Source organism: Micromonospora luteifusca (assembly GCF_016907275.1).
In the GTDB taxonomy this organism is placed as follows: domain Bacteria; phylum Actinomycetota; class Actinomycetes; order Mycobacteriales; family Micromonosporaceae; genus Micromonospora; species Micromonospora luteifusca.
In genome coordinates this window covers 4,149,030-4,172,955 of sequence record NZ_JAFBBP010000001.1, presented here as the reverse complement: position 1 = coordinate 4,172,955, position 23,926 = coordinate 4,149,030, and the positions used below count along the sequence as shown (strand labels likewise).

25 protein-coding genes are annotated in these 23,926 nt (G+C 71.4%); 8 read left to right on the top strand and 17 right to left on the bottom strand.

Translation table 11 applies throughout. The features are described from left to right. Positions 1-17: 17 nt before the first annotated feature. The 3 genes from JOD64_RS19030 to JOD64_RS19020 all read right to left on the bottom strand — a co-directional run bounded on the left by JOD64_RS19030 (position 18) and on the right by JOD64_RS19020 (position 2,183). Entirely contained in the window at positions 18-299 is a 282-nt protein-coding gene (locus JOD64_RS19030) for an anti-sigma factor family protein (RefSeq protein ID WP_204943451.1), read from the bottom strand. After that, the gene (locus JOD64_RS19025; protein ID WP_204943450.1) at positions 277-1,533 is read right to left on the bottom strand and encodes a GNAT family N-acetyltransferase; all 1,257 of its coding nucleotides are present in this window, start codon (positions 1,531-1,533) and stop codon (positions 277-279) included. Before JOD64_RS19025 ends, JOD64_RS19030 begins: the two co-directional genes overlap by 23 nt. A 281-nt stretch (positions 1,534-1,814) precedes the next feature. After that, positions 1,815-2,183 (bottom strand): DUF3499 domain-containing protein, encoded by a 369-nt coding sequence (locus tag JOD64_RS19020; protein ID WP_204943449.1) that lies wholly within the window; start codon positions 2,181-2,183, stop codon positions 1,815-1,817. Positions 2,184-2,336: 153 nt separating this feature from the next. On the opposite strand from JOD64_RS19020, the gene JOD64_RS19015 reads away from it, so the two are divergent. Next, entirely contained in the window at positions 2,337-2,786 is a 450-nt protein-coding gene (locus JOD64_RS19015) for a metallopeptidase family protein (protein WP_007455785.1), read from the top strand. 56 nt (positions 2,787-2,842) lie between these two features. Here JOD64_RS19015 and JOD64_RS19010 read toward each other — a convergent pair whose 3' ends face one another. The 6 genes from JOD64_RS19010 to JOD64_RS18985 form a co-directional block, all read right to left on the bottom strand. After that, positions 2,843-3,100 carry a WhiB family transcriptional regulator gene (locus tag JOD64_RS19010; RefSeq protein ID WP_007455784.1) on the bottom strand — a complete coding sequence of 86 codons (258 nt, stop codon included), beginning with the start codon at positions 3,098-3,100 and terminating at the stop codon, positions 2,843-2,845. Positions 3,101-3,558: 458 nt separating this feature from the next. Next, the gene (locus JOD64_RS19005) at positions 3,559-3,888 is read right to left on the bottom strand and encodes a phospholipase (protein ID WP_204943448.1); all 330 of its coding nucleotides are present in this window, start codon (positions 3,886-3,888) and stop codon (positions 3,559-3,561) included. A 19-nt stretch (positions 3,889-3,907) separates the two neighbouring features. Beyond that, on the bottom strand, positions 3,908-5,302 hold the full coding sequence (locus JOD64_RS19000) for a DUF4331 domain-containing protein (RefSeq protein WP_204943447.1): 1,395 nt from the start codon (positions 5,300-5,302) through the stop codon (positions 3,908-3,910). 51 nt (positions 5,303-5,353) lie between these two features. Then, positions 5,354-5,632, bottom strand: a complete 279-nt coding sequence (locus JOD64_RS18995) for a hypothetical protein (protein WP_204943446.1) — start codon at positions 5,630-5,632, stop codon at positions 5,354-5,356. A 162-nt stretch (positions 5,633-5,794) separates the two neighbouring features. Then, entirely contained in the window at positions 5,795-8,338 is a 2,544-nt protein-coding gene (locus tag JOD64_RS18990) for a bifunctional FO biosynthesis protein CofGH (protein ID WP_204943445.1), read from the bottom strand. 160 nt (positions 8,339-8,498) lie between these two features. Then, positions 8,499-9,449: a hypothetical protein gene (locus tag JOD64_RS18985; RefSeq protein ID WP_204943444.1), complete on the bottom strand. Its 951-nt coding sequence runs from the start codon at positions 9,447-9,449 to the stop codon at positions 8,499-8,501. Positions 9,450-9,547: 98 nt separating this feature from the next. On the opposite strand from JOD64_RS18985, the gene cofD reads away from it, so the two are divergent. Continuing rightward, a complete protein-coding gene (cofD, locus tag JOD64_RS18980) occupies positions 9,548-10,495 on the top strand; it encodes a 2-phospho-L-lactate transferase (protein ID WP_204943443.1) in 948 nt (315 codons plus the stop codon). After that, the gene (locus tag JOD64_RS18975) at positions 10,492-11,577 is read left to right on the top strand and encodes a coenzyme F420-0:L-glutamate ligase (protein WP_204943442.1); all 1,086 of its coding nucleotides are present in this window, start codon (positions 10,492-10,494) and stop codon (positions 11,575-11,577) included. Before cofD ends, JOD64_RS18975 begins: the two co-directional genes overlap by 4 nt. Positions 11,578-11,589: 12 nt before the next feature. On the opposite strand, the gene JOD64_RS33520 is transcribed toward JOD64_RS18975, so the two are convergent. Further along, a complete protein-coding gene (locus tag JOD64_RS33520; protein ID WP_204943441.1) occupies positions 11,590-12,588 on the bottom strand; it encodes a winged helix-turn-helix domain-containing protein in 999 nt (332 codons plus the stop codon). A 289-nt stretch (positions 12,589-12,877) separates the two neighbouring features. After that, positions 12,878-13,924: a hypothetical protein gene (locus JOD64_RS18965; RefSeq protein ID WP_204943440.1), complete on the bottom strand. Its 1,047-nt coding sequence runs from the start codon at positions 13,922-13,924 to the stop codon at positions 12,878-12,880. Between the two features lie 54 nt (positions 13,925-13,978). Here JOD64_RS18965 and JOD64_RS18960 point away from each other — a divergent pair, with 54 nt between their 5' ends. After that, positions 13,979-14,581 (top strand): NUDIX hydrolase, encoded by a 603-nt coding sequence (locus JOD64_RS18960; protein WP_307813961.1) that lies wholly within the window; start codon positions 13,979-13,981, stop codon positions 14,579-14,581. Here the strand turns inward: JOD64_RS18960 and JOD64_RS18955 are convergent. Together JOD64_RS18955 and JOD64_RS18950 are read right to left on the bottom strand one after the other, a co-directional pair. Beyond that, positions 14,550-15,641 carry a mannose-1-phosphate guanylyltransferase gene (locus tag JOD64_RS18955; protein WP_204943438.1) on the bottom strand — a complete coding sequence of 364 codons (1,092 nt, stop codon included), beginning with the start codon at positions 15,639-15,641 and terminating at the stop codon, positions 14,550-14,552. The genes JOD64_RS18960 and JOD64_RS18955 overlap by 32 nt on opposite strands. 61 nt (positions 15,642-15,702) lie before the next feature. Continuing rightward, positions 15,703-16,848 (bottom strand): glycosyltransferase family 4 protein, encoded by a 1,146-nt coding sequence (locus JOD64_RS18950; RefSeq protein WP_204943437.1) that lies wholly within the window; start codon positions 16,846-16,848, stop codon positions 15,703-15,705. 154 nt (positions 16,849-17,002) lie between these two features. On the opposite strand from JOD64_RS18950, the gene JOD64_RS18945 reads away from it, so the two are divergent. After that, positions 17,003-17,692 carry a TIGR03089 family protein gene (locus JOD64_RS18945; RefSeq protein WP_204943436.1) on the top strand — a complete coding sequence of 230 codons (690 nt, stop codon included), beginning with the start codon at positions 17,003-17,005 and terminating at the stop codon, positions 17,690-17,692. Between the two features lie 107 nt (positions 17,693-17,799). Here JOD64_RS18945 and JOD64_RS18940 read toward each other — a convergent pair whose 3' ends face one another. Continuing rightward, positions 17,800-19,842, bottom strand: coding sequence for an acetoacetate--CoA ligase (locus tag JOD64_RS18940; protein WP_204943435.1), 2,043 nt, complete (start codon positions 19,840-19,842; stop codon positions 17,800-17,802). A 148-nt stretch (positions 19,843-19,990) separates the two neighbouring features. After that, entirely contained in the window at positions 19,991-20,509 is a 519-nt protein-coding gene (locus JOD64_RS18935; protein ID WP_204943434.1) for an acyl-CoA thioesterase, read from the bottom strand. A 23-nt stretch (positions 20,510-20,532) separates the two neighbouring features. Between JOD64_RS18935 and JOD64_RS18930 the strand changes: the two genes are divergently transcribed. Further along, on the top strand, positions 20,533-21,204 hold the full coding sequence (locus tag JOD64_RS18930) for a hypothetical protein (RefSeq protein WP_204943433.1): 672 nt from the start codon (positions 20,533-20,535) through the stop codon (positions 21,202-21,204). A 36-nt stretch (positions 21,205-21,240) separates the two neighbouring features. On the opposite strand, the gene JOD64_RS18925 is transcribed toward JOD64_RS18930, so the two are convergent. Both JOD64_RS18925 and JOD64_RS18920 read right to left on the bottom strand, forming a co-directional pair. Further along, positions 21,241-22,548, bottom strand: coding sequence for a multidrug effflux MFS transporter (locus tag JOD64_RS18925; RefSeq protein ID WP_504740333.1), 1,308 nt, complete (start codon positions 22,546-22,548; stop codon positions 21,241-21,243). Between the two features lie 300 nt (positions 22,549-22,848). Continuing rightward, positions 22,849-23,067 carry a hypothetical protein gene (locus tag JOD64_RS18920; RefSeq protein WP_204943432.1) on the bottom strand — a complete coding sequence of 73 codons (219 nt, stop codon included), beginning with the start codon at positions 23,065-23,067 and terminating at the stop codon, positions 22,849-22,851. A gap of 100 nt (positions 23,068-23,167) precedes the next feature. On the opposite strand from JOD64_RS18920, the gene JOD64_RS18915 reads away from it, so the two are divergent. Next, positions 23,168-23,497: a YbaB/EbfC family nucleoid-associated protein gene (locus JOD64_RS18915; RefSeq protein WP_204943431.1), complete on the top strand. Its 330-nt coding sequence runs from the start codon at positions 23,168-23,170 to the stop codon at positions 23,495-23,497. Further along, a complete protein-coding gene (locus JOD64_RS18910; RefSeq protein ID WP_204943430.1) occupies positions 23,494-23,925 on the top strand; it encodes a YbaB/EbfC family nucleoid-associated protein in 432 nt (143 codons plus the stop codon). Before JOD64_RS18915 ends, JOD64_RS18910 begins: the two co-directional genes overlap by 4 nt. The last annotated feature ends 1 nt before the right edge of the window (position 23,926 follow it).

The window sequence follows — 23,926 nt, the reverse complement described above, 5'->3', positions numbered from 1 at the left end:
CAGAAATTTGTAGTAATTCATAGCGAGGTGCGCTCGGCCGGATCGATGTCGGTTCTCGGCGCGGCGGCACCGGCGGCGGCATTCCCGGCGGCCAGGGCGAGGAGATGCTCCGGCACCGGCCGACCCGGCAGGCTGGACAGGCTCGCCCGCAGGTCTCGCACCTTGCCCACATGGCTCAGACAAGCGGGGCAGACCAGCAGATGCAGCTCGACCAACTCGCGCCGGTCAGGAGTTACCGTGCCGTCGATCAGGCCCGCGGTCAATGACACCGCAGAGTCACATCGCAGGAAGGTGTCCACCGCTCTCCTCCTTGTCGAGTTGCCGATCGATGAGCGCAACCACCTCGGTCCGGGCTACACCAACGAGCTCGAGGTAGGTCTGCTCGTCCTGGCCGACGAAGGCCGCCGCCTCGGCCGGCGCGATGCCGAGCACATCGGAGAGGATGACAGCAACCCTCGGCAGCGGAGGCAACCGCCGGACGGTCTGCGCGACCAGCGGACGTTGTGGGAGCGCCCCATCCCAGCTCGGCGGATCCTTCCGCCACCAGCCCGCCCACGGATCGTCCTCGCCGAGGAACCACCACTGGAGTACTTCTGCGTCGACGGGGTCCGGCGAGACGAAGAGCAACCCGGCATCTGACAGCGCGTCGAGTAGTGCGGCCAACACGACGACCCCCGGCCGGGGTAGGCGCTCCCCGGCAACCAGCCTGACCAGCACCCGCGCCCAGACGTCATCGAGCACCGGCCCGGCGCGACCATCAGTGGCCAACAGATCCAGGGCGTTGCCTGTCGTCGGGTAATCCCGCCGCAGCAATTCGACCGCCACGTCCAACGGAGGGACTGTGGAATGCTGATCCAGAGCCAGCGGAGTCAGCTCGGGCCGCTGGCGTTCGACGACCGCGACCAAGGCGTTGAACTCAGGATCATCGTGGACCTCGGGCCCTTCCGCTGACTCGAAGTATTCGATGAGGAAAGACTTCACCAGGTCTGTTGACACTGCTGCGTCGCTTGGCTGAATGGCCAGGAGCAGGCCAGGCTCCCGCAGCGCGTCGGGACGAAGCCGAGGCTGGGTGAAGGGGACAGGCAGCATGCCGAAACCCGCCCGCTGGTAGAAGCGCAGCCGCGCGGTTGGATCACCGAACTCGCCGGCCGGGTGCAGCCGCGGATCCTCAACCTCGGCGAGGACCACATCGGCACCCGAGCGCTCCCGCCACGCCGGCAACAGGCGGCCCACCAACAGACCGCCAATGCCGCCACTGCGGATCCCCGGTCGCACCGCGAGGTAGCTGAGCAGCAGAACTCCGCCGAACGGGTCGGCCACCATCACGCCGACGGGCGCGCCGTCGTGCAACGCCACGCCGACAAGGGTCGTGCTGGATTGGACCAGGACTTCGATGTCCTCCAACTGGTCCGGCGGGAAGCTGGGCACCAGGATGTCGACGTAGGCTCGCCGCAGCAGGTCGAGGTCGGGCTCGTCGTACAGATCGCGAAGCTCGATGCGCCCGATGGCCGCGTCAACCGTCGATGGCGTCATCCCACCATCCTCGGTTCTGGGTGCTGGCCGCCGCAAGTGGCCTGGCACCGGCCTCCCGGCTTGATCCACTCAACGTCGCCGATATCGCGGTATCAACCACGCCTCGACACCACAACATCGGCGATCCGGTGTTGATCAAGGCGAGCGGCGCGGCAAGGCGGGCCGGCCCGGCAAGGCGAACGGCGCGACAAGGCGAACGGCGCCGCAGGGCGAGCCGGGCGGGGCGGCAGTCTCATGATCAACGCCGCTGGCGAGCCTGAGCCGGCTCGGCGCGCCACGTCTTAGTGGTTCGGGGGGATCACTCGGAGGTGGCCTCGGCGGCCGGTCTGGTGGGGGTTCTCGCGGTGGTTCTGGTCGGGATCTGGGGGACGTGGGGCTGGGCGGGCGGCTTCGCGCACCGCCTCGGCCAGCGCGACCAGGTCGTCGGTGGTGGGCGGCGGCGGCTCGAACTCACCCTCGTGCCGGACCACGTCCCAGCCACGCGGTGCGGTCAGGCTACGGGCGTGCGGCTCACACAGGTCGTACGTGTGCGGCTCGGCGAACGCCGCCAGCGGACCCACCACCGCTGTCGACTCGTTGTAGACATAGGTCAATGTGGCGACCGCTTGCCGGGGGCAGCCGTTACGGGAGCAGCGCCGTGGTGACCTCACAGGCGGCAGGGTATCTCCATTACCGGGTCCGGCGCATCGCTTCGCGTTGCGACACGCCCGTCGTGGTGATCACAGTTCGCCGTCCTGGGCTCGCCGCGCCACGGGAGCGGCGCTGCCGCTGACCAGCCTGGCGCGGGCGCTACCCTTTGCCTCATGACGAGCCCGGAACACCGCCGCCCCGGCCCTGGCCGGCGCGCGCACCGTGACCGGCACGGGCGCGGCCTGCGCGGACGGCTGGTGCCGGCCACCGTGCCGCTGGCGCGGACCAAGGCTGAGGTCTTCGACGACCTGGTCCTGGACACCGTCGAGACGCTGGAGCGTCGGTTCGCCAAGGAATTGGCCGGGGTCGAGTTCGCGGTCGAGGACGTCCCGCCGGACCTGAACGTCTACGACTCCGATGTGCTGGAGGACGGCGAAGTCCCGCTGGCCCGGCTGCTGCCCGGCCGTCCCGGTCGCCAGGAGGTGCCGCCGCGGATCGTGCTGTACCGACGGCCCCTGGAATTCCGGGCGATGGACCGTGAGGACCTCGCCGACCTCGTGCATGACGTGATCATCGAACAGGTGGCGAACCTTCTCGGGGTCGATCCCGACGAGCTCGCCTGAGCCGAGCCCCCGCGCGGGCGAGTCGGACGGCCCCCACCGCCGCGACCTCGCACCGCTCAGGCAGCCCGCCGCTTCAACTTGCGCCGCTCCCGCTCGGAGAGCCCACCCCAGATGCCGAACCGCTCGTCGTGACCCAGAGCGTATTCGAGGCATTCGGTCTTGACCTCGCAGCGCGAGCAGATCCGCTTCGCCTCACGGGTCGAGCCGCCCTTCTCGGGAAAGAACGCTTCGGGGTCGGTCTGCGAGCACAAGGCCCGCTCCTGCCACTCCGGCGCGTTTCCGAGCAGGTCGGCCACCTCAAGCTGGCCGTCCATCAAATGCCTCCTTGTCGCGCACCGGCGTCATCGCCGCTGCAACCCCCCACGCGAAAGGCGTGCTTGTCCGTCCGGTCCCGTTTTGTTGCGTTCCGTGCGAACAACCCCATTCAAATTACACGCGTGTAATGCGTGCGCCGTCAAGCCAAACTTGATAATGGAGTCGCCCTCCCGACACCCCCGGACGACCACTCGGGCCGTCCAGCCTCGCAACCTGCCCTATCGATTCAGACCCCGGCCGAGTAACGCCCTCTCCGGCGAGTTGCCCGACTTTTCTGCCGTGGCGCTCCCCCGACGAGTCGCCGCCAGGACGGCGCCGGGCCCCCTCCTCCCAAAGCTGATCTTGGTGGGGGACAGGTTAACTCGGCGCGGTGCAGACTGCCCGCCGAGCCGGGCGCAGCGCCAGCACCCCGTCCACAATGTGGACGGGGTGCGGCGTTCCAAGCGGTGCGACGAGGTCAGCTGGCGACCCCAAAACCGCTGCTCGGCCACATGAACTCGGCGATCCCTCCACCATGGACAGAAACCGTCCCCGCAGGCGTACTTTCGTCCCACCAGACGGTATAGATCCCCGCCGGCAGATCGGGATAGACCGCAGTGTGGAACGAGCCGTCCTGCACGCGGCGCTCCCGCACCGCCGAGTGGACCCGCCGGTCATCGCCCCGGCTGATCTCAATTTCCCGACCGTGCAGACCCCGACCCGTGTAGACGATCAGGGCGCCGGTGTCGCCGCCCAGATCGAGGACGACGCTCCCGGTCTCCGACGGCCCGTACGCGTGCTCGTGCATCGCCGCGCCCCCGCGCCGGTCAGGACGCCGCCGGCGGGTTGTTGAACCCGTCGTAGGGCGTACCCAGGTAGGGGAAGCTTGCGAGGAACGGCGCGGTCACGTCGGCGGCGCTCAACCCCGGGGTGACCGCGGCGGCCGCCGCGTCCGGGCGGAACGTCTTGTCCACCAGCGGGACGGTCAGACCGGCGATCGCCCGCAACGCCATGCTGACCACGTCGTCGGCGACCCGCCGCCCGTTCGGGAACCCGGCCAGGTCGCCACCGAGCACCCCGAACCGGTCCGGGCGGCGGGTCGGCGGGATCGCGGTGTTCAACCGCAGCATGTCGGCCTGCACCTCGCCGGTGGCGTTGGTAAAGCCGTCGATCAGCCCGGCCGGCACACCGGTGAGCAGGATCGCCACCAGGTCGGCTCGGACCTTCTTCGCCTTGGTGAGCCTGTCCAGGTTCGGAAAGACATCGGGGTAGAGCGCGGGCAGCAGCGCGGCCAGCTCCGGCTGCTCGACGAACTGCGCAAACCGCTTGTCCTCCGACGGCGGCAGCGAATTCCACAGGTCCTTCTTGGACATCGGCACGATGACCTCGTTGAACAGCGGATTGCCCAACCGGGAGACCTGGGTGAACGGGCCGGTGGCGGTGTCCGCCCCGCCCCGCTCGCCGAGCACCCGCACCTGCCGGCGCGACGCCGACGTCCACACCCCGAGCACCGATGCCCGGTCACCGACGCCGTACCGGTTGGCACGTCGGCGCACCTGCTTCAGCGGCACCTGGACGGCGATGCTGTGCACGTTCATCCGGTCGGTGGCGTTGACCGGCTCCCCCTCGGCCTTGAAGATCTTCTTGCCGGCGACGTGCAGCTGTTGGAACGGCCGCAACGTGCCGAGGTCGAAGATCGCCCCCAGGTCGACGAAGAATCCGTCGGCGCGCTGCCCGGCGAAGACCCGCTCCCCAGTGGAGAGCGAGTAGGTGGCCTGACGCACCAGTTCGGCGTACTTCGGGGTGGACAGCGGGCCGACGTTGCACGGCGGGCAGGGCAACTTGTGCGCCAGCCGGTGCTCCCGGCCGTCGGCCACCCGGGTCAGGCTGTAGAACTGCCGCCGGTTCCACTTCTCGCTGTCAAGTGAGTCGATCGGGCCCGTGTTGTAGAGAAAGCTGTTCGGATTGGTGATCTCGGTGGTGAATTCGAACCGGTAGGTGACATCCGGGCGACCGTCACCGTCGTTGTCGATATGGATCTCGTAGCGCACGTCGTCACCGAACTCGAAGAAGTTCGGCCCTCCGGAGGGCAGTTGAAACGGCACGTAGTTGGCGATCAACGTGACCGTGTCGGGCTTGTCGGGGCTGACGAACGCGTACAGATCGGAGCTGTCGGCGACCGGATCCTTGGCTATCTCCGGAGCCTCGCGGTGGGAAGACATGGCGGACCAACCTCACTGGGCGGGGACAGGATGGCAGTGCGGAGTGCCGGGTCAGCGCCGGGCGGCGCGCCGCAGCCGGTCCGCCAGGCTGCGGTCGCGTACCTCGATCCGGGCCTCACCGACGAAGACGTCCATGGTTCCGGACTTGGCGTCACGCAGGTGCACGACGATCGGTTCGTCGCCTCGTCCGGCCGGGCCGGGAGCGTTCTGCGCGGCCGACAGGCCCGGCACGGTGAGCGCGGCGGCGCCGAGGGTGGCGCTGGCCGCGGCAGTCAACGTCTGCCTGCGGGTCAGTCGCGGCCACTGCCGCTTCCGCTGATCACTGGTCATGGGAAACCTTTCCGGCGGCGGCGCGAACGCGCCCGCGAGGACGGACGGGTCCGGTGCCGTCCAACGACGCCGCCGGGCCCACAAGGGGTCACCGGCGGCAGTCCTCGCCGCGACCGCCGCCGGCACCGCGTGGTACGGCCGGCGGCGGGGAAAGGTTCGACGTCAGGGCCGGACGTGACCGTACGCGGTCGTTCGCTTGCGCGCCGGACGCCCGGCGGCCTTCGCGATGCTTCGCAACTGCTCCTCGGTACGCGCCGATCCGTTGTCGGAGCCGGCCATCCGGGAGATGGTCTCCTCCATCAGCGTGCCGCCCAGGTCGTTGCAGCCACCCTGGAGCATCGCCACCGTGCCCTCGTCGCCCAGCTTCACCCAGGAGCACTGGATGTTGTCGATCCGACCGTGCAACAGCAGCCGGGACATGGCGTGCACCACCCGATTCTCCCGCCACGTCGGCCCGGGTCGGGCGATGCCGGCCAGGTAGATCGGCGCGTTGGTGTGCACGAACGGCAACGCCACGAACTCGGTGAACCCGCCGGTGCGGTCCTGCACACCGGCCAGCACCCGGAAGTGCGCCAGCCACTGCCCGGGGTGGTCGACGTGGCCGTACATCATCGTGGAGCTGGACCGGATGCCCAGCTCGTGCGCGGTGCTGACCACGTCGACCCAGGCGGCGGCCGGGAGTTTGCCCTTGGTCAACGCCCACCGCACGTCGTCGTCGAGGATCTCCGCGGCGGTGCCGGGGATGGTGTCCAGCCCTGCCTCGCGCAGCCGCGTCAACCACTCGCGGACCGGTACGCCGGCCTTCGCGGCGGCGGTGACGATCTCCATGGGTGAGAACGCGTGCACGTGCATCTCGGGCACCCGGGCCTTGATCGCGCGCACGATGTCCGCGTAACCGGTGACCGGCATCTTCGGGTCGATGCCACCCTGGAGGCAGACCTCGCTGGCACCGAGGGCCCACGCTTCCTCGGCCCGGTCGGCGACCTGGTCGACGGAGAGCCGGTACGCGTCGGCGTCCCGCTCACGCTGAGCGAAGGCGCAGAACCGGCAGCCCACGTAGCAGACGTTGCTGAAGTTGATGTTGCGGTTGACCACGTAGGTGACGTCATCACCGACCGTGTCCCGGCGCACGTCGTCGGCGAGCCGGCACAACTCGTCGAGCGCCGGCCCGTCCGCACCGAACAGCGCCAGCGCGGCGTCGGTGTGCCGGGGATCGAGCAGCGCCGCCGGGTCGTCGGCGGCAAGCCGCAGCCCGGCCGCCAGGTCAGGGTCCGCGCCACTCCCGGCCGGTGCCGTGGGTACGCCCACCCGGCGCGCGGTCGCCTCCGGGGTGACCTTGCCAGCGACCTCGGACCAGTCGCCGTAGACGCTGTCGAAGTCGCCCCGCCGGTCGTCGGTCCGGCCGGTGGTGTCGATGGTGGCGTGCAAATCGACCCGCCCGCCGAACACCTCCTCCGGCTCCTGCCAGGGAAGACCCTGCGGCATCGCGGACTCGACCGCCATCCCCGTCGTCGCGTCGGCCAGGGCGCCGACGTGCGGCAGCAGCCGCGGGTCGAGCCACGGGTCACCGGCGCGCACGTACTCGGGGTAGATCGTCAACCGCTCCCGCAACGTGAACCCGGCCAGCTCGGTGTGCCGGGCCAACTCGTCGATCTGCGGCCAGGGGCGCTCCGGGTTGACGTGGTCCGGGGTCAGCGGGGAGACACCACCCCAGTCGTCGATGCCGGCGCGCAGCAGCAGGTCGTACTCACCGGCGATGAGATTCGGCGGAGCCTGGATCCGGGCCTTCGGACCGAGCAGCAACCGGGCCACCGCCACGGTGGCGGCCAGATCGTGCAGCTCGGCGTCGGGCATACCGCGCATCGCCGTGTCCGGCTTGGCGCGGAAGTTCTGCACGATCACCTCCTGGAGGTGGCCGTACTCCCGGTGGGCGCGGCGGATCGCGAAGAGCGCGTCCACCCGCTCCGCCGGGGTCTCCCCGATGCCGATCAGGATGCCGGTGGTGAACGGCACCCCGACCCGGCCCGCGTCCTCAAGCACCCGCAGCCGGACCGCCGGCTCCTTGTCCGGCGAGCCGAAGTGCGGGCCGCCCGGCTCGGACCAGAGCCGGGTCGCGGTCGTCTCCAACATCATGCCCATGCTCGGTGCGACCGGCTTGAGTCGTTGCAGCTCCGACCAGGTCAGCACCCCGGGGTTGAGGTGCGGCAGCAGCCCGGTCTCCTCCAGCACCGCGACGGCGCAGGCACGCAGGTAGTCCAGGGTGGAGTCGTAGCCGCGCTCGTCCAACCAGCTCCGGGCCGCCGGCCAGCGCTCCTCCGGCCGGTCACCGAGGGTGAACAGCGCCTCCTTGCAGCCCTGCGCGGCACCAGCCCGTGCGATGGCCAGCACCTCGTCGCGGTCGAGGAACGGCGCCGGCAGCCGGTGCGGCACGGTGGCGAACGTGCAGTAGTGGCACCGGTCCCGGCAGAGCCGGGTCAGCGGGATGAAAACCTTCTTGGAGTACGTGACCACGCCCGGCCGCCCGGCGTCGCGCAGACCGGCGTCACGGATCCCGCCGGCCACCCGGAGCAGCTCGTCCAGCGCGTCACCGCGAGCGGACAGCAGCGCGGCTGCCTCATCGACGTCCAGCGCCCGCCCGGTCGCAGCCCGGCCCAGGGCCCGCCGCACGCTGGCGTCGCTGGGGGCGGAGAAGGTGCGATCAACCATCCGCTCAGCCTATGCGCTGCGGGGTCCCGTCCCGCCAACCCGTGCCCTCACCCCCCGCCTGCCCTCTTGATCATGAGGTTATTGCCACGACACGCCGTGCCGGCGGGCAACAGCTTCATGATCAACGAAGGGGGGTGGGGATGAGGGCGGGGCGAGGGGGTCAGCGGGGTTGGTCTGGGTGGTCGCTTGGCTTGATGTGCTGGGTACGGTCGTTGTCCGCGTCGGCGGGGCGGGAGATCACCTCGGTCGGGTCGGCCGACTGGCGCGGGATGGCCTGCGTCAGGTCGGCGGACGGCGGCTGCCCGAACGGCGGCGCGGCCGGGGACGGCGGCGCGGACTGGGGGGCGGGATTCACCGGCGGCGCCGACTGCGGGAACGGCGGCGCCGACTGCGGCGCCTGGAACGGCGGCGCGGACTGGGGGTGCGGCGGCGCCGACTGCGGCGCCTGGAACGGCGGCGAGGGCTGGCCGTACTGGCCGGGGAACTGCGCCGGTGGGTAGCCGCCGGGCTGACCGGGGGCCGGCCACCCGCCTGCCGGCTGACCACCGGGCTGCCCCGGAGCCGGCCAACCACCCTGCTGCTGCGGCCAACCCGGCTGCGGCTGGCCGTAGACACCCGGCTGGGGCTTCGGCCGCGGCACGTAGTAGTGGGCGCGCCAGACGGTGTAGACGACCCAGGCGGCGACCGCGAAGATCACCATCCAGGCGAACCGGCTGAGCAGACCGAGGAGCGCGTCGAGCACCTCGGCCTCGGCCAGGCGGCCCACCGTCCAGATCAGCATGGTCAGCGTGCCGAACAACGCGCTGACCGCGTACTCACCGAGGGCGACCTGCGTGATCAGCTTCGCCTTCGGCACCACCGGAGAGATGTGCGTGGCCAGCAGCACGGCCAGCAGTGGGAGAGCCACCGCCTCCACCCCGATGAACGCGCCGAAGGCGCTGCCCGCACCATCGGTGGCGGAGCCGTTCGGGGCGATCAGCCGGAGCAGACCCACGAAGAGGAAGACGGCGTTGGCGCCGAGCAACGCGAGTGCAGCGAGTTCGCGTAGTGGCTTGGTCAGCTGACGGGCCTGCGTCGCGTCGGAGGACGCGGGCTCGGCGGGGCTGGTCACGAGCTCCCCCTTGGGGCATGAACGGACAGGGCGCACGTGAGCCTAGTCTCGTGGGCCACCAGCGGACCGCAGGCGTCACGTGCGCGAGGATGGTCGACATGCACATCGTGGTTCTGGCTGGCGGCATCGGCGGCGCCCGGTTCCTGCTCGGCGTCCGGGCGTACGCCCGCGAAGTCGGCGCGGACGTGACCGCCGTGGTCAACGTCGGCGACGACCTGTGGCTGCACGGGTTGAAGATCTGCCCCGACCTGGACAGCGTTATGTACACGCTCGGCGGTGGCGCCGACCCGGAGCGGGGCTGGGGGCGGGTCGGCGAGAGCTGGACGGTCAAGGGTGAGCTCGCCGCGTACGGGGCACAGCCGGACTGGTTCGGCCTGGGCGACAAGGACATCGCCACCCACCTCGTCCGCACCACCATGCTCAACGGCGGTTACCCGCTGAGCGCGGTCACCGAAGCGCTGTCCACCCGCTGGAAGCCTGGCGTACGTCTGCTGCCGGCGACGGACGACCGCCTGGAAACCCATGCTGTCATCGAGGACGAGCAGGGTCAGCGGGCGATCCACTTCCAGGAGTGGTGGGTCCGGTACCGGGCCGACATCCGTACCCACCGTTTCGTCTTCGTCGGGGCGGAGACGGCGAAGCCGGCAGCCGGGGTGCTGGAGGCGATCGGCTCGGCGGACCTGGTGCTCGTCGCACCCAGCAACCCGGTGGTGAGCGTCGCACCGGTGCTGGCCGTGCCGGGGCTGCGTGCGGCCGTGACCGACGGGCCGGCCCGGGTGGTGGGTGTCTCGCCGATCATCGGCGGCGCTCCGGTGCGGGGAATGGCTGACCGCTGCCTGGCCGTGCTCGGTGTCGAGTGCAGCGCGGCCGGGGTGGGTCGCCTCTATGGGGGCCGGACGGACGGCGGCCTGCTGGACGGCTGGTTGGTGGCCGAGGAGGACGCCGACACGGTGGTGCCCGGGGTGACGGTCCGCGCGGTGCCGCTGCGGATGACCGACGAGGCGGCGACGGTGGCCATGGTCCGCGCCGCGGTGGAGTTGACGTGAGGCTGGAAATTCTGCCGGTGCTCGGCATCGGCCACGTGACCGAGGGTGACGATCTGGCGGCGGTGATCGCGACGGCGGCGCCGTGGCTGCGTAACGGCGACGTGCTGGTGGTGACCAGCAAGATCGTCTCCAAGGCGGAGGGGCGGCTGGTCGACGTCCCGGCGGACGGGCCCGAGCGACTGACCGCCCGCGACGAGGTTCTGGCTGGTGAGACCGCCCGGGTGGTCGCCAGCCGAGGGCCGACCCGGATCGTGCAGACCCATCACGGTTTCGTGATGGCCTCCGCGGGGATCGACGCGTCGAACGTGGACAAGACCCAGCTGGTGCTGCTGCCCGTCGACCCGGACGCCTCGGCGCGGGCGCTGCGCGACGCGCTGCGGGACCGCTACGACCTGGACGTGGCCGTGATCATCAGCGACACCATGGGTCGGCCCTGGCGCAACGGGCTCACCGACGTGGCGCTCGGCGTGGCCGGGATGCCCGCCATCCGCGACCACCGGGGCGAGGTGGATCCGTACGGCAACGAGCTTCAGTTGACCCAGATGGCCGTGGTGGACGAGCTGGCCGGTGCCGGTGAGCTGATCAAGGGCAAGTGCGACCAGGTCCCGGTCGCGGTGGTGCGGGGCTACTTCTCCGCCACCACCCCGGACGACGCCGATGGCGCGCGTGCGCTGGTCCGCGACGCCGCACAGGACCTCTTCTCGCTCGGTACCGCGGAGGCCCGCGCCGCCGGGCTCACCGACGCCGCCACTCTGGCCGATGGTCGCGGCCCGACGCCGGCCGACCTGACCGCGGTGCGACGGGCGATCGACACGGTCGCCGGGGTGGTCGCCCCCGGCACGGTCTTCACCCTGGTCGACGAGGCCGAGGTACGCGCCGGACTGGTCGCCGAGATGCCCGGTTGGCCGGATGGCGCCGCTCTGGTGCTCGGCTCGGCACCGACACCCGTCGAGCCGATCGGTCTGGTCCGCTTCGGTGCCGACCTGCACCGACTGCGCGCCGCCCTGGCCGCCGAGGGTGTCGGGTCGACCCTGTTGCCGCCGCCGCCGGGCAGCCCGGCGAGCGCCGCACTCGCCGTGTGACAGGTGGCCGGGTCACGCGTCCAGCATGGCCCGGCCGAGTGGGGTCAACGTGTGCAGCACACTGTTGCGGTCCCGGTGGCTGACCAGCAGGCCGGCGTTGCGCAGCACCGTGGCGTGCTGGCTCGCCGCCGCCGGTGAGATGTTGAGCTGGCGGGCGACCTCGCCGGTGGTGCAGCCCTCGTCGCTGGCCTGCAACACCGCTGCCCTGGTGCGGCCGAGCAGCGCGGCGAGTGAGTCGCGGGCGGCACCTGACGGGGCCGCTGCGGTCCCGTCGACCGACGCCAGCCCGCCCAGCCGGTCCACCGGGTAGACCAGCACCGGTGGCAGCGCCGGGTCGAGCAGGGCGACAGGCGTTTCCGCGCAGAAGAACGACGGCACCAGCAGCAGCCCTCGACCGTCCAGGTGCATTTCCCGGTTGTGTGGGTAGTGGCGGACCTGGAGCACCCCGCCCTCCCAGTGCAGGGCCGGCCGGAGACTGGTGAGCAGACCCTCGACACCGCCGTCGAGCAGCGCCCTGGCCCGGCGGGTCCGGTCCGCGGCGACGGCGGACTGGATCTGGCTCCAGTACGGGCTGATCGCCAGCGACCGGTACTGCTCCATCGAATCGGTGAGGTGGTGCAGCACCGCCACATCACCCCGGGCCAGCGCGGCGGCCGAGGAGGGCAGGTGGTTCTCGGCGGCGAGCACGCTCAGGTCCCGGTGCAGCATCCCGGTCGGGGTGCTGCGGAGCGCGTCCAGCCCGGCCTCGAAGCCGTCGACGCTGGCGTACGGGGTGAGGAAGTCGGGGAAGTAGCCGCGCGGCGGGTTCAACGCGAAGAGCAACCGGAGCCGCTCGGAGGCGACGTCCTGACGCAGCCCTCGGGACACGACGCGCCGCCAACTCGCTGTCAACGGGTCACGGTTGCGGCCCTGCAGCGCGTGCAGGCTGAGGACCAGCTCCCAGACCGGGTCCGCAGCCGGCGCCACCCGAGTCCGGAGGATGTCCTCCCCAGAAAAGTGGATCTTCAGCATGGAGCGCTCCAGTGTCGCCGGCAGGGGGATGCCAGATGACCGTTCGACTCTACCTGGCCGGCACTAATCTCCATCTTTAAGCCTGGACTGAAAACCCTCGACGTCCCCGGGAACGATTCGTCATGCTTCCAGTGCCCGAACACCGTGTCGGGGGCGTCCTGCACGCTCCGGCCCGAGGGCACCGGGACCGGGGGAGGCCCGGTGATCGGGCGGCACCACGAGGGTCTGCGGCCCTTGCTCCGCAGAGGTGCCGTCCGGTCATCCCGCCCCGCACCACCACCCGCCCGGCTCAGCCGACCCAGAGCGCGACCCGGTGATCCTCGTCCGTGACGTAGAACGGTCGCCCGTCCAACTCGGCCAGCCCCTCGACGTGGTGGAACGGCGCCAGGTCCGCCACCGACTCACCGACCAGCCGGTACACGTCGTCCGACGCCCCGCCCGGAAGCCGGAAGCGGACGTGCCGCGAGGTGACGTCACCGCCGCCCGGATGGTCGTCGAGCAGCACCGATCCCTTGCCCAGCGCGTCGATCGAGCCGATCACGGCCGCGTACCCGCCATCCGACGTCAGGCTGATCGCGCGGAACCCGGTCAGCTCCCCCGGCAGGGTGACCCCGGTCAACACGTACGCGCGCAGCGCCCGCGGCCACGCCCCCTCCACCGTGAACATCTCCGGCACACCGGCCACCTCGACCAGGATCGGCTCACCGGCCTCCGTGACCGGAAACCGCAGCCCGAGCAGCACCGTCCCGTCCGGGGTGAAGGCCGCCGCCTCCACGTTCAACGGAAGGTCGTCCGGGGCCAGCCGGCTCACCCAGCGCTTCTCCCGGGCGGTCCCCCTCGCCAACGTCTCGACGATGAACCGGGCCCGCACCCGCTCCCCCGGCGGCAACAGGGTCAGCGGCGACCCGGCGAGGGCGTCGTTCACCGCCCGGTGCAACCGGAACGAGTTGCGCACCACGTGCACCGGCACCGGCCCGGCTGCCGCGTCGTCCTCCCGGAACCGGGCCACGAAGGCCCGTCGGGGACGCAGCGGGCCAGCCTTCGAGCCGAAGTGCGAGCCGAAGACGTACACCCAGCCGTCGTGATGGGCGAGCGCCTCACCATCTTCGGTCCGCCCGTTCTCCACACCCGCGTCCGCCACCACGTGCCGGGCCGTCCACTCGCCGTCGTCAAGCTCCAGCAGCAGCGCCAGGCAGCGTTCCACCGGCCCCTCGTCCAGCACCGTCCAGAAGCCCCGCCGCGCACCGTACGCACGCAGCAGCGCCGCCGAGCGCACCGGCAACAGATCGCTGGCCTCGTTGCCGGCCACCACGAATTCGACGAGTCGGAGAGTCACCGAGCCAGCGTACGGAGCACACGCTCGTACAGTGACGGGGTGCCTGACACCGCGATCACCGGACCGACCGCCCACCCGACCGACCCCGAGACGTACGCGCCGCTGCACGCCGACGCGACCGCGTTGCTCGAAGGCTGGCAGCCCACCAGCCGCGAGGCGGCCAGCGCGCGGGAGCGGACCCTCACGCTGCTCGGCGCCGGGCCGATCGCGATGAGCCGGCAGCACCGCCCCGGGCACATCACCGCGAGCACGCTGGTGCTGGACGCCACCGGCACGCGCGTGCTGCTCTGCCTGCACGTGAAGTTCGGTAAGTGGGTGCAGCTCGGCGGGCACTGCGAGCCGGTCGACCAGACCCTGGTCGCAGCCGCGCTGCGCGAGGCCACCGAGGAATCCGGAATCGCCGACCTGCGCATCGACCCGGTGCCGATCGACGTCGACGTGCACGAGGTGCTCTGCCAGGGCGGCTCACGCCACTACGACGTCCGGTTCGCCGTGCTCGCCCCGCCCGGCGCGGTGGAGCAGGTCAGCGACGAGGCCGAGGAGTTGGGCTGGTTTCCACCGGACCAACTGCCCGAGCCGCTGGCCGACCGGACCGCGCAACTGGTCGCGCCGGCACTCGCAGCCCTCAGACGTAACCCTCTTCGCCTCGCTCCTTGAGCTCGTCGACCAGGGCCTTGACATCCTGGGCCCGGTCGCGCGGGCAGACCAGCACCGCGTCCGGGGTGTCCACCACGATCAGGTCGCTCACACCGAGGACGGCCACCAACCGCCCCGACTGCGGCACGACCACCAGGTTGGTGCTGTCGCGCAGCAGCACACCCGGCTTCGCGTCGGTGCCGAGCACCACGTTGCCCTCGCCGTCGGCCGGCAGCACATCGCCCAGGGTGTGGAAGTCGCCGACGTCGTTCCAGCCGAAGTCGCCCGGCACGGTCGCAACGCGACCCGCGGTGGCCGCGCCCTCCATCACCGCGTAGTCGACGGAGATCTTCGGCAGCGTCGGCCAGATCGCGCCGAGGATCTCGTCCTGCTCCGGGGTGCCCCAGGCGGCGGCGATCGCGGTGACACCAGCGTGCAACGCCGGCTGCTGGCGGGCCAGCTCGGCGAGGAAGACGTCCACCCGCCACACGAACATGCTCGCGTTCCACAGGTGCCGGCCCGAACGGACGTACGCCTCGGCGACCTCGGCGCCCGGCTTCTCCTTGAACTCGGCCACCGTCCGCCACGGCGCGCCCTCGGTCTCCGCACCGGTCTCCAGGTAGCCGTACCCGGTCTCCGCCCGGGTCGGCGTGATCCCGACGGTCATCAGCAGGCCCTGCTCGGCCCCGCGGACCGCCTCCTGGACGGTGCGGACCCAGCTCCCCGGGTCACGGATCAGGTGGTCGGCGGCGAAGCTGCCCATCACCGCGTCCGGGTCGCGCACCGCGATCACCGCGGCGGCCAGGGCGATCGCCGCGCAGGAATCACGAGGGGAGGGTTCGACCAGGATGTTCTCCTCCGGCAGACCGGTCAGCTGCCGAGCGACCGCCGCGACGTGCGCGGCACCGGTGACCACAAGGGTCCGATCCGGTGTGGTCAGCGGGGCGAGCCGCTCCACGGTCGCCTGGAGCAGCGACGAGTTGGTGCCGGTCAGCGGGTGGAGGAACTTGGGGTGGCCGGCGCGGGACAACGGCCACAACCTTGTGCCGCTGCCACCTGCCGGGATGACCGCATAGAGCATCCGCACATCATGCCTGACGAACCTGTCCGCAGTGGCACGGGTCACCGTCGGGACCGGGAGGTCACGAACGGGCGCGACTCCAGGCGGCGATGTGCACCTCGGCGCTGGACTCCCAGGTGAACTCCTTGGCCCGGTCGAACCCGGCCTTCGCCAGCGACAACCGCCGCTGCTCGTCGTCGAGCAGCGCGGCCAGGTCGGTGCCGATCTGCTCCGGGTCCTCCGACGTGTACGCGACCGCGTCGCCGCCAACCTCGGGCAACGAGAGCCGGGGCGTGGTCAGCACCGGGGCGGCGCACGCCATCGCCTCCAGGATCGGCAGCCCGAACCCCTCCCCGTAGGACGGGTAGGCGGCGACGAGCGCGCCGCCGAGGAAACCGGGCAGGTCGGCGTAACGCAGGTAGCCGGGGCGCAGCAGGCGCAGGTGGGACGGGACCTCGGCCACCGCCCGGTCGATGTCGTCGTCGTGCCCCTGCCCACCGGCGATCACCAGAGCCGGCGGCTCGGCCCGATCGGCCACCGCACGAGCCCAACCACGGATCAGGTTCGGCACGTTCTTACGCGGCTCCTTGGCACCGAGGAAGGCGACGTAGCTGCTGTTGCCCAGCCCCAGCCGCGCGCGTACGCGGGCCTTCTCCTCCTCGGTGGGGGCGTGGAAGGCAGCCTGGTCGACGCCGTGGTAGGCCACGTCGATCCGCGTCGGGTCGGCGTCGAGCAGCCGGATCAGCTCGTCCCGGGTGGCCTTGCTGGGCACGATCACCCGGTCGGCCCGGCGCAGCGAGGTCTTGATGGCGCTGCGGAAGAACGTGCGGCGGGACTTGTCGTAATGCTCCGGCTCGGTGAAGAACGTCGCGTCGTGCACAGTGACCGTGACCGGGCACCCGGCCCGCAGCGGGCAGGTGTAGAAGGGCGAGTGCAGCACGTCGGCGCCCACCTGCTGGGCGAGCAGCGGCAGGCCGGTCTGCTCCCACGCGAGCCGGGCCGGGCGGTGCGCCACGGCGGCGGGAGCGGGGATGATCTCCGCCCCGGGCAGCATCCGGGTGTAACGCTCCAGGTCGGTGCGGAGGCTGACCACCGCCAACTCCACCCCCGACCCGCACACCTTGCCGAGGGCACCGAGCAGACCGTCGACGTATCGACCGACACCACCACGGTCGGCGGGGACACTCGTGGCGTCGATGAGCACGCGGGGCGGGCGACCGGCGGTCACGGGGCGACTCCTTGTACTGGCGGGTCTGTGGGGAACAACACTCCGGGGGTCAAGCCTACGCCGGGGCGTGGGGCCGACGCTGACTGCGACCCGACGGTACGCCGACTTGTCATCGTCATCGAGTACGGCCCGCAGGGGCGTATCGTTCGCGCCGATGGCCGACAACATTGCCCGGGTGTTCGCCGACGCGATCGCGACCAACCCGACCCGACCGTTGCTCACCTGGTACGACGATGCCAGTGGCGACCGCACCGAACTTTCCGGCGCCACCCTGGCGAACTGGGTGGCGAAGACCGCCAACCTTCTCGTCGACGAGGTCGGCCTCGCCCCCGGCACCTCGGCCGGCGTGCTGCTGCCGCCGCACTGGCAGACCGCGGCGGTGCTGCTGGGCTGCTGGTCGGCCAAGCTGAGCGTCGTCGACACACCGGGCGACGTGGATGTGCTCTTCGCCGCCGCCGACCGGCTCGACGAGGCGCAGTCCTGGCCGGCCGACGAGCGGTACGCCCTGGGGTTGTCCCCGATGGCCGCTCCGCTCCGGCAGGTGCCACCCGGGTTCGCCGACTACGTGGTCGAGGTGCGCCGGCACGGCGACCACTTCACCCCGCAGCCCGGGCCGGGCCCCGTCGACGCGCACCTGCTGGGCCGCGCCGAGGCTCGCGCGAAGGAGTTGGGCATCCTTGCGGGCGCCCGGGTCCTCATCGACGCCGCCCGCCACCCCGACCCGGTCGACTGGCTACTGGCTCCCCTGACCCAGGCCGCCACCGTGGTCCTCTGCGCCAACCTGAACCCCGCAGGCCTGTCCGCCCGCCTGACGACAGAACAGGTGACCCACGCCATCACGTAACCCCCACCGAACCCCACGCGATCGTGCAGTTTCGCACCTCGCTTCGCACCGATTTCGCACGGTATGCCGGGGCAGCAACTGCAAGATCGCGGGAGGGTTGGGTCGGGTCAGGCGGGGGTTCTGTTCGGGGCTCGGCGTTGGGCCAGGGCGGCGAAGGCCGTCAGGGATTCGGGGTTGGCCAGGGCGCCCTTGGCTGCGGCCTGATCGACCGGGGTGCCGGTGAGGATCTTCTTGACCGGCACCTCCAGCTTCTTCGCCGAGAGGGTGCGGGGCACCGAGCGCACCTGGTGGATCTCGTCGGGCACGTGCCGGGGTGAGAGCGCGGTGCGCAGCTCGCGGCAGATCTTCGCGCGCATCGCGTCGTCCAACTCCAGGCCGTCGGCCAGCACCACGAAGAGCAGCAGCTCGCCAGCACCGCCCTCGTCGTCCTCCAGGTGCACGACGACCGAGTCGAGCACCTCGTCCAACCCCTCGACGACGGAGTAGAACTCGGCGGTGCCCAGCCGCACACCGCCGCGGTTGAGGGTGGCGTCGGAGCGTCCGGTGATCACGCAGCCGCCCCGCTCGTTGATGGTGATCCAGTCACCGTGCCGCCAGACGCCCGGATAGACGTTGAAGTAAGCCTCGGAGTAGCGGATGCCGTCCGGGTCGTTCCAGAAGCCCACCGGCATGCTCGGCATCGGCTCGGTGATGACCAGCTCACCCAGCTCGCCGATGACCGGGGTGCCGTCGGCGGAGCGGGCCTCCACCTTGGCGCCCAACGCCCGGCAGGCGATCTCACCGGCGTGCACCGGCAGCAGCGCCACCCCGCCGACGAAGCCGGTGCACACGTCGGTGCCACCGGAGAGCGACTGGAGCTGGAGACGGTCGCCGACGGTCTCGTACACCCACCGGAAGCCCTCGGCGGGCAGCGGCGCACCGGTGGAACCGACGCCGCGCAGCGCGGACAGGTCGGCGATGTCCCGAGGGACCAGGCCGGCCTTGCGGCAGGCCAGCAGGTACGGCGCCGAGGTGCCGAAGTACGTGGTGTCGGTCTCCGCCGCCAGCCGCCACAGCGCACCGAGGTCGGGCTCAGCCGGCCGGCCGGGCTCCGCCCGGACCCCTGGGTTGCCGTCGAAGAGCACGATGGTCGCGCCCACCGCCGGGCCGGACACCAGGAAGTTCCACATCATCCAGCCGGTGGTGGTGAACCAGAAGAACCGGTCCGCCGGGCCCAGGTCGTGGTGCAGGGCGAGCATCTTCAGATGCTCCAGCAGGATGCCGCCGTGGCCGTGCACGATCGGCTTGGGCAGCCCGGTGGTGCCCGAGGAGTAGAGCACGTACAGCGGGTGGTCGAACGGCACCGGCGTGAACGTCAACGGCTCGTCGGTGGGCGCGGCCAGCTCGGCCCAGCTCAACGTGTCCCCCGGGGTGGCCGGCGGCGCGGAGGCCGGATCATGGCCGGTTGCGCCCGCCGGGTCCAGGTACGCGATGCTGACGGTGTGCCGCAGCGACGGCAGGGCGGCCCGGATCGCGGCGACCTCGGCGCGCCGGTCCACCGGCTTGTCGCCGTACCGGTAGCCGTCCACGGCGACCAGCACGGTCGGCTCGATCTGCTGCCACCGGTCGGTGACGCTGCGGGTGCCGAACTCGGGGGCGCAGGACGAGAAGATCGCGCCCAGGCTGGCGGTGGCCAGCAGCAGGACGTACGTCTCGCCGATGTTCGGGGCGTACGCCGCCACCCGGTCCCCGGCGGTGACGCCGAGCCGGCGCAGCCCGGCCGACACGCGGCGGACCTGCTCGCGCAACTCCGCGGCGGTCAGCGTGACCGGCGGTCGGGTCTGGCTGTGCGCGATCACCACCGGGTCGTCGTCGGTACGCCCCGGCATCCGCAGCACGTTCTCGGCGTAGTTGAGCGTGGCCCCAGGGAACCAGCGGGCACCGGGCATTCCCCGCTCGGCCAGGGTGGCGGTCGGCGGGGTGTGTGCGACCACCTCGAAGTGGTCCCAGATCGAGCGCCAGAACGCGTCCAGGTCGGTGGTGGACCAGCGCCACAGCGCGTCGTAGTCGGCGAAGTCCAGCCCACGGTGCTCCCGCAGCCAGCGCAGGTATTCGCCGATCCGGGACCGCTCACGTACGTCCGCCGGCGGCGCCCACAGCATGTCACCCACTGGTCCACCCTCCCCTGGCCCGGCACGACACTGTGAATGGGCCGTGGCGCCATCTTGCCCTACCTCGAAGCGCCATTCTGCGCACCGGGTACGCCAACCGATGCGTGCCCGTCCCACATGCCCCGGTCCTGACCTGTGTGGCCGCGCCTCAGCCGGCGCGGTGGGCCTGGATGGCGCGGCGGCGGGCCAGGCGGTGCGCGCGTCGGATCTCGGCTTCCTTGTACCGGCGCTCGTCCTCCGCCGTCTCCGGCAGCACCGGGCGGACCACCCGCGGCGCCCCGCCCACGTCCACCCCGACGAAGACCAGGTACGCGGTGGCCACCCGGACCGGCGCGTCCTCGGCCGAGTCCCATCGCTCGGCGACCACCCGCACGCCGACCTCCATCGAGGTCTGGCCGGTCCAGTTCACCTGCGCGTGTGCGTGCACGAGGTCGCCGACCCGGACCGCCTCGGAGAAGACGATCTCGTCGATCGCCGCGGTCACGGCGGTCCCGCCGCTGTGCCGGGCGGCGGCGGCTCCCGCCACGTCGTCGACGAACTTCATCAGTACCCCGCCGTGCACGGTGCCGTAGAGGTTCACGTCCACGGCAGTCATGATCTTGCTCAGCGTGACGCGGGAGTACGACGTCGGCTTGCCGATCGGTGCGGCGGAGAGGTGCTCAGTCATGTCGAAAACGGTACGGTGCGCGGATGCGACATCTCTGGAGCTTCCTCGCCGGGCTGGTGGTGGCGCCCATCACCTGGGTGCTGATCACACTGGGGCAGGACGGGTCGAGCCGGACGGTCGACCGCTGGGTGGAGACGGGCACGTTCAACACCGCCAACCTGATCGAGCCAGCCGTGTACCTCGGTGTCGGCGGCGTCCTGCTGGGCCTGCTCGCCACGCTGCGCTTCTCGCCGCTGGGCCCGCTGGTGGCTGGGTTGCTGCTGGTCACGCCGTACATCGGGATGTTCGTGGCGCCCTTCTCGGTGCGGGACGCGGTCCCCCACGAGTGGAAGCTGTTCGGCGATCCGTTGCCGCTGCGGCTGCCCGTGGAGAACGGCACGATCTTCCTGATCGGCCTGCTGCTGCTGATGGCGACCTTCAGCGGGCAGCGTTGGCGGCAATGGCCGCGCCCGGCGACCGAGCCGGCCGTGACGCCGGTCCCCGCGTCCGACGGCGGCCCCCGCAACGACGACTTCACGCTGACCGACTGGCCGCCCCCGGCAGCCGCCGAGCGCGACACCGCGCCGCTCACTCTGGGTTACCCGGCCGATTCGACACCGACCGAGCCGCTGCCGCGCCGGGTGGGTGGCGAGTCGCCCTGGTCCGCCCCGCCGCGCGGCCAGCCGCGCCCCGAGGACACCACCGAGATCCGCTGATGGTCGGGCGGGCCGGATCACCGGCCCGCCCCCTTTCTAGTGCAGAGCGACCGCCAGGTCCTCATCGACCGTGCCGAGGTCGGCGCGGGGAACGACCAGGATCATGACGATCAGCGCGGCGGCCATGCCGCCCGCGATGACGACCGCCATCGGTACGCTCCCGGTGCCGAACAGGCCCGCCAGCGGCGCCGACAGCGCACCGATGCCGAACTGCACGGCGCCGAGCAGCGCCGCGGCGGTGCCGGCGGCCTCGCTGTGCCGGCTCATGGCCAGCGCCGGAGCGTTCGGCAGGGCCAGGCCGGTGGCGGCCAGGACGAGCCACAGGGACGCGAGCAGGGTGCCCAGGCCACCGAACTCGGTCACGGCGAACATGACCAGCAGCAGCCCGGCCGCCGTGCCGGCGATGAGGGCGCTGACCAGGATCTGCTGCGGGGTGTAGCGGCGCAGCAGCCGGACGTTGAACTGGGTGGCCGCGATCAGGCCAACCGCGCCGGCCCCGAAGGCCAGGCCGAACTGCTGCTCGTCGAGGCCGTACTGCTCCTGCAGCACGAACGACGACCCCGAGACGTACGCGAACAGCGCCGCCATCGCCAGCCCGGCGACCAGCACCAGGCCGACGAACGCCCGGTCGTTGAGCAGCCCCCGGTAGTCCCGCAGGGTCGCGCCCACGCCGCCGTGTCGACGACGTGCCACCGGCAGGGTCTCCGTGAGCCGGAAGGCGGCTACGACGATCAGCAGCGCGCCCAGCACCGCCAGCGCCGCGAAGATGCCCCGCCACTCGGTCCAGCGCAGCAGGCCGCTGCCCAGGGTCGGCGCGAGGATCGGCGCCAGGCCCATGACGAGCATCAGCCGGGAGAAGATCCGGGCGAAGCTGGCCCCGCTGAACAGGTCGCGGACGACGGCCGTCGCGACGACGGTGGCGGCCGCGACGCCGAGCCCCTGCAGGACGCGCAGCGCGCCGAGCACGGCGATGTTGGGCGCGAAGACGCACAGCACGGATGCCACGATGTGCGCGGCCAGCCCGGCCAGCAGTGGCTTGCGCCGCCCGACCACGTCGGAGAGCGGCCCGACCAGCAGCTGACCCAGCGCGAGGCCGATCAGCGTGCCGGTCAGCGTCAACTGCACAGCGGTCTCGGTGGTCTGTAGGCCTGCCGTGATGGTGGGCAGCGCGGGCAGGTACATGTCGATGGTCAACGGCCCGATCGCGATCGACGCACCCAGCACGAGGACGAGTTGTACTCGCTGACGGTTGGTCATCAGGTCGCCGGGCAACGCGTTCTCGGTCGTGCCCGGGTTCGCCACCCGGGTGCCGGGTCCGGTCTTGTCCACCAACTGCTTCATCATCTCGATCTCTCTGCGGAATCTCGTGCGCCACGACGTCACCGCATCCGCGGATGCGGGGGGGAACGGCGTGGGTGCCCGACGGTGGGCAGCGGAAAAGGGTCGAGACGGGGTCGTGGTGGGGTGGCCGGACAGCGATCATCCGGTGGTGAATCCCTCGGTCGCCAACGCCCACAAGTCGTACGACGTTCCCGCTGTGTGGGGGGTCACCCCGCGTCTGACGCGACCACAGCGCGCTTGAGCCGGCACCCCGTCGGACAGACCGAGGGCGGGGACCGATGCCGGCCCCCGCCCTCCGCCCGATCACCGAAGGCCGAAGGCCCGGGTGATGCTCTGTTCGACGCTGTTCCCCCGGGCGTCCCGGGCCGTGGTGCGCAGGGTGACGAAACCTGCCGTACGCGGGGCGTCGATCCGCGTACGCCAGCCGTCGCCCTTGCTCTTGACCTTGGTGCCTCGTGGTACTCCATGCCGCTCATCGATCTTGCGGGGTGGCGATGACCGGCACCGCGACAGTGCGATCACGGGCGGACACGAGACACCTCCGACCCCTATGGTGGTTCGCAACCCGGATGCGTTCGCTGGCATCGGAGCGAGAGGAGCGCCAGCCGTGGACCCCCACGCGATGACCGAACGCACGCGACGCATACAGGAGGCGATCACGGAGGCGTCCGTGGAGGTCACCAGCGACGACCATGCGGTGACCGTGGTGGTCGGTCCGGGCGGCGCCGTACGGGACCTTCACCTCAGTACCCGCGCGTTCCACCATGGTGGCGCCGAACTGGGCCAGGTCGTGGTCGCGACGATCCGGGCGGCGAACACCCGGATGGCCGAGGAACTGTCGGCCATCATGGCCGACATTCTGGGCGCCGGTACGCGTCCGCCGTTCGCTCCGCTGCCGACGCCAGCGCAACTGCGCACCCAACTCGATGACGGGGACGGTGGTGCGCGGTGAGTGAACAGCCCTCCGGGCGGACCGGTTCGGGGTCCAAGCGGGAGTTCCACCACCCCGACGAGGTGCTGGCGTTCGTCGAGGGGATCCGGGAGAGCAACCGGCGCGCGATCGGGCGCTACGAACAGTACGTCGAGCAGGTCGGCGATCTGACCGGTGAGGGATTCTCCAGCGATGGGACGGTGCGGGCCGAGGTCGACCACGACGGGGTCGTCGCCGCACTGGACATCCCCGACACCGCCCTGCGCCGGGGCCGCTACCTCGCGGAGATGATCCTCACCGCGATCCGGGAGGCCCAGGCCGCGCGGGCGCTCAAACTGGCCGAACTCGGGTCGGCCCTCGGTGCCGGCCGCACCCTGGAGATGGTGCGCGAGGCGATCCCCGAGCACGTCCGCGATGCGGTCGAGCAGCACCGGGAGCGGCACCGATGAC

Bases quoted from the DNA above. Each gene is read 5' to 3' on its own strand.
- JOD64_RS19025 (WP_204943450.1), bottom strand. From the start codon at position 1,533: ATGACGCCATCGACGGTTGACGCGGCCATCGGGCGCATCGAGCTTCGC.
- JOD64_RS19015 (WP_007455785.1), top strand. From the start codon at position 2,337: ATGACGAGCCCGGAACACCGCCGCCCCGGCCCTGGCCGGCGCGCGCAC.
- JOD64_RS19010 (WP_007455784.1), bottom strand. From the start codon at position 3,100: ATGGACGGCCAGCTTGAGGTGGCCGACCTGCTCGGAAACGCGCCGGAG.
- JOD64_RS19005 (WP_204943448.1), bottom strand. From the start codon at position 3,888: ATGCACGAGCACGCGTACGGGCCGTCGGAGACCGGGAGCGTCGTCCTC.
- JOD64_RS19000 (WP_204943447.1), bottom strand. From the start codon at position 5,302: ATGTCTTCCCACCGCGAGGCTCCGGAGATAGCCAAGGATCCGGTCGCC.
- JOD64_RS18995 (WP_204943446.1), bottom strand. From the start codon at position 5,632: ATGACCAGTGATCAGCGGAAGCGGCAGTGGCCGCGACTGACCCGCAGG.
- JOD64_RS18990 (WP_204943445.1), bottom strand. From the start codon at position 8,338: ATGGTTGATCGCACCTTCTCCGCCCCCAGCGACGCCAGCGTGCGGCGG.
- cofD (WP_204943443.1), top strand. From the start codon at position 9,548: ATGCACATCGTGGTTCTGGCTGGCGGCATCGGCGGCGCCCGGTTCCTG.
- JOD64_RS33520 (WP_204943441.1), bottom strand. From the start codon at position 12,588: ATGCTGAAGATCCACTTTTCTGGGGAGGACATCCTCCGGACTCGGGTG.
- JOD64_RS18955 (WP_204943438.1), bottom strand. From the start codon at position 15,641: ATGCTCTATGCGGTCATCCCGGCAGGTGGCAGCGGCACAAGGTTGTGG.
- JOD64_RS18945 (WP_204943436.1), top strand. From the start codon at position 17,003: ATGGCCGACAACATTGCCCGGGTGTTCGCCGACGCGATCGCGACCAAC.
- JOD64_RS18935 (WP_204943434.1), bottom strand. From the start codon at position 20,509: ATGACTGAGCACCTCTCCGCCGCACCGATCGGCAAGCCGACGTCGTAC.
- JOD64_RS18930 (WP_204943433.1), top strand. From the start codon at position 20,533: ATGCGACATCTCTGGAGCTTCCTCGCCGGGCTGGTGGTGGCGCCCATC.
- JOD64_RS18925 (WP_504740333.1), bottom strand. From the start codon at position 22,548: ATGATGAAGCAGTTGGTGGACAAGACCGGACCCGGCACCCGGGTGGCG.
- JOD64_RS18915 (WP_204943431.1), top strand. From the start codon at position 23,168: ATGACCGAACGCACGCGACGCATACAGGAGGCGATCACGGAGGCGTCC.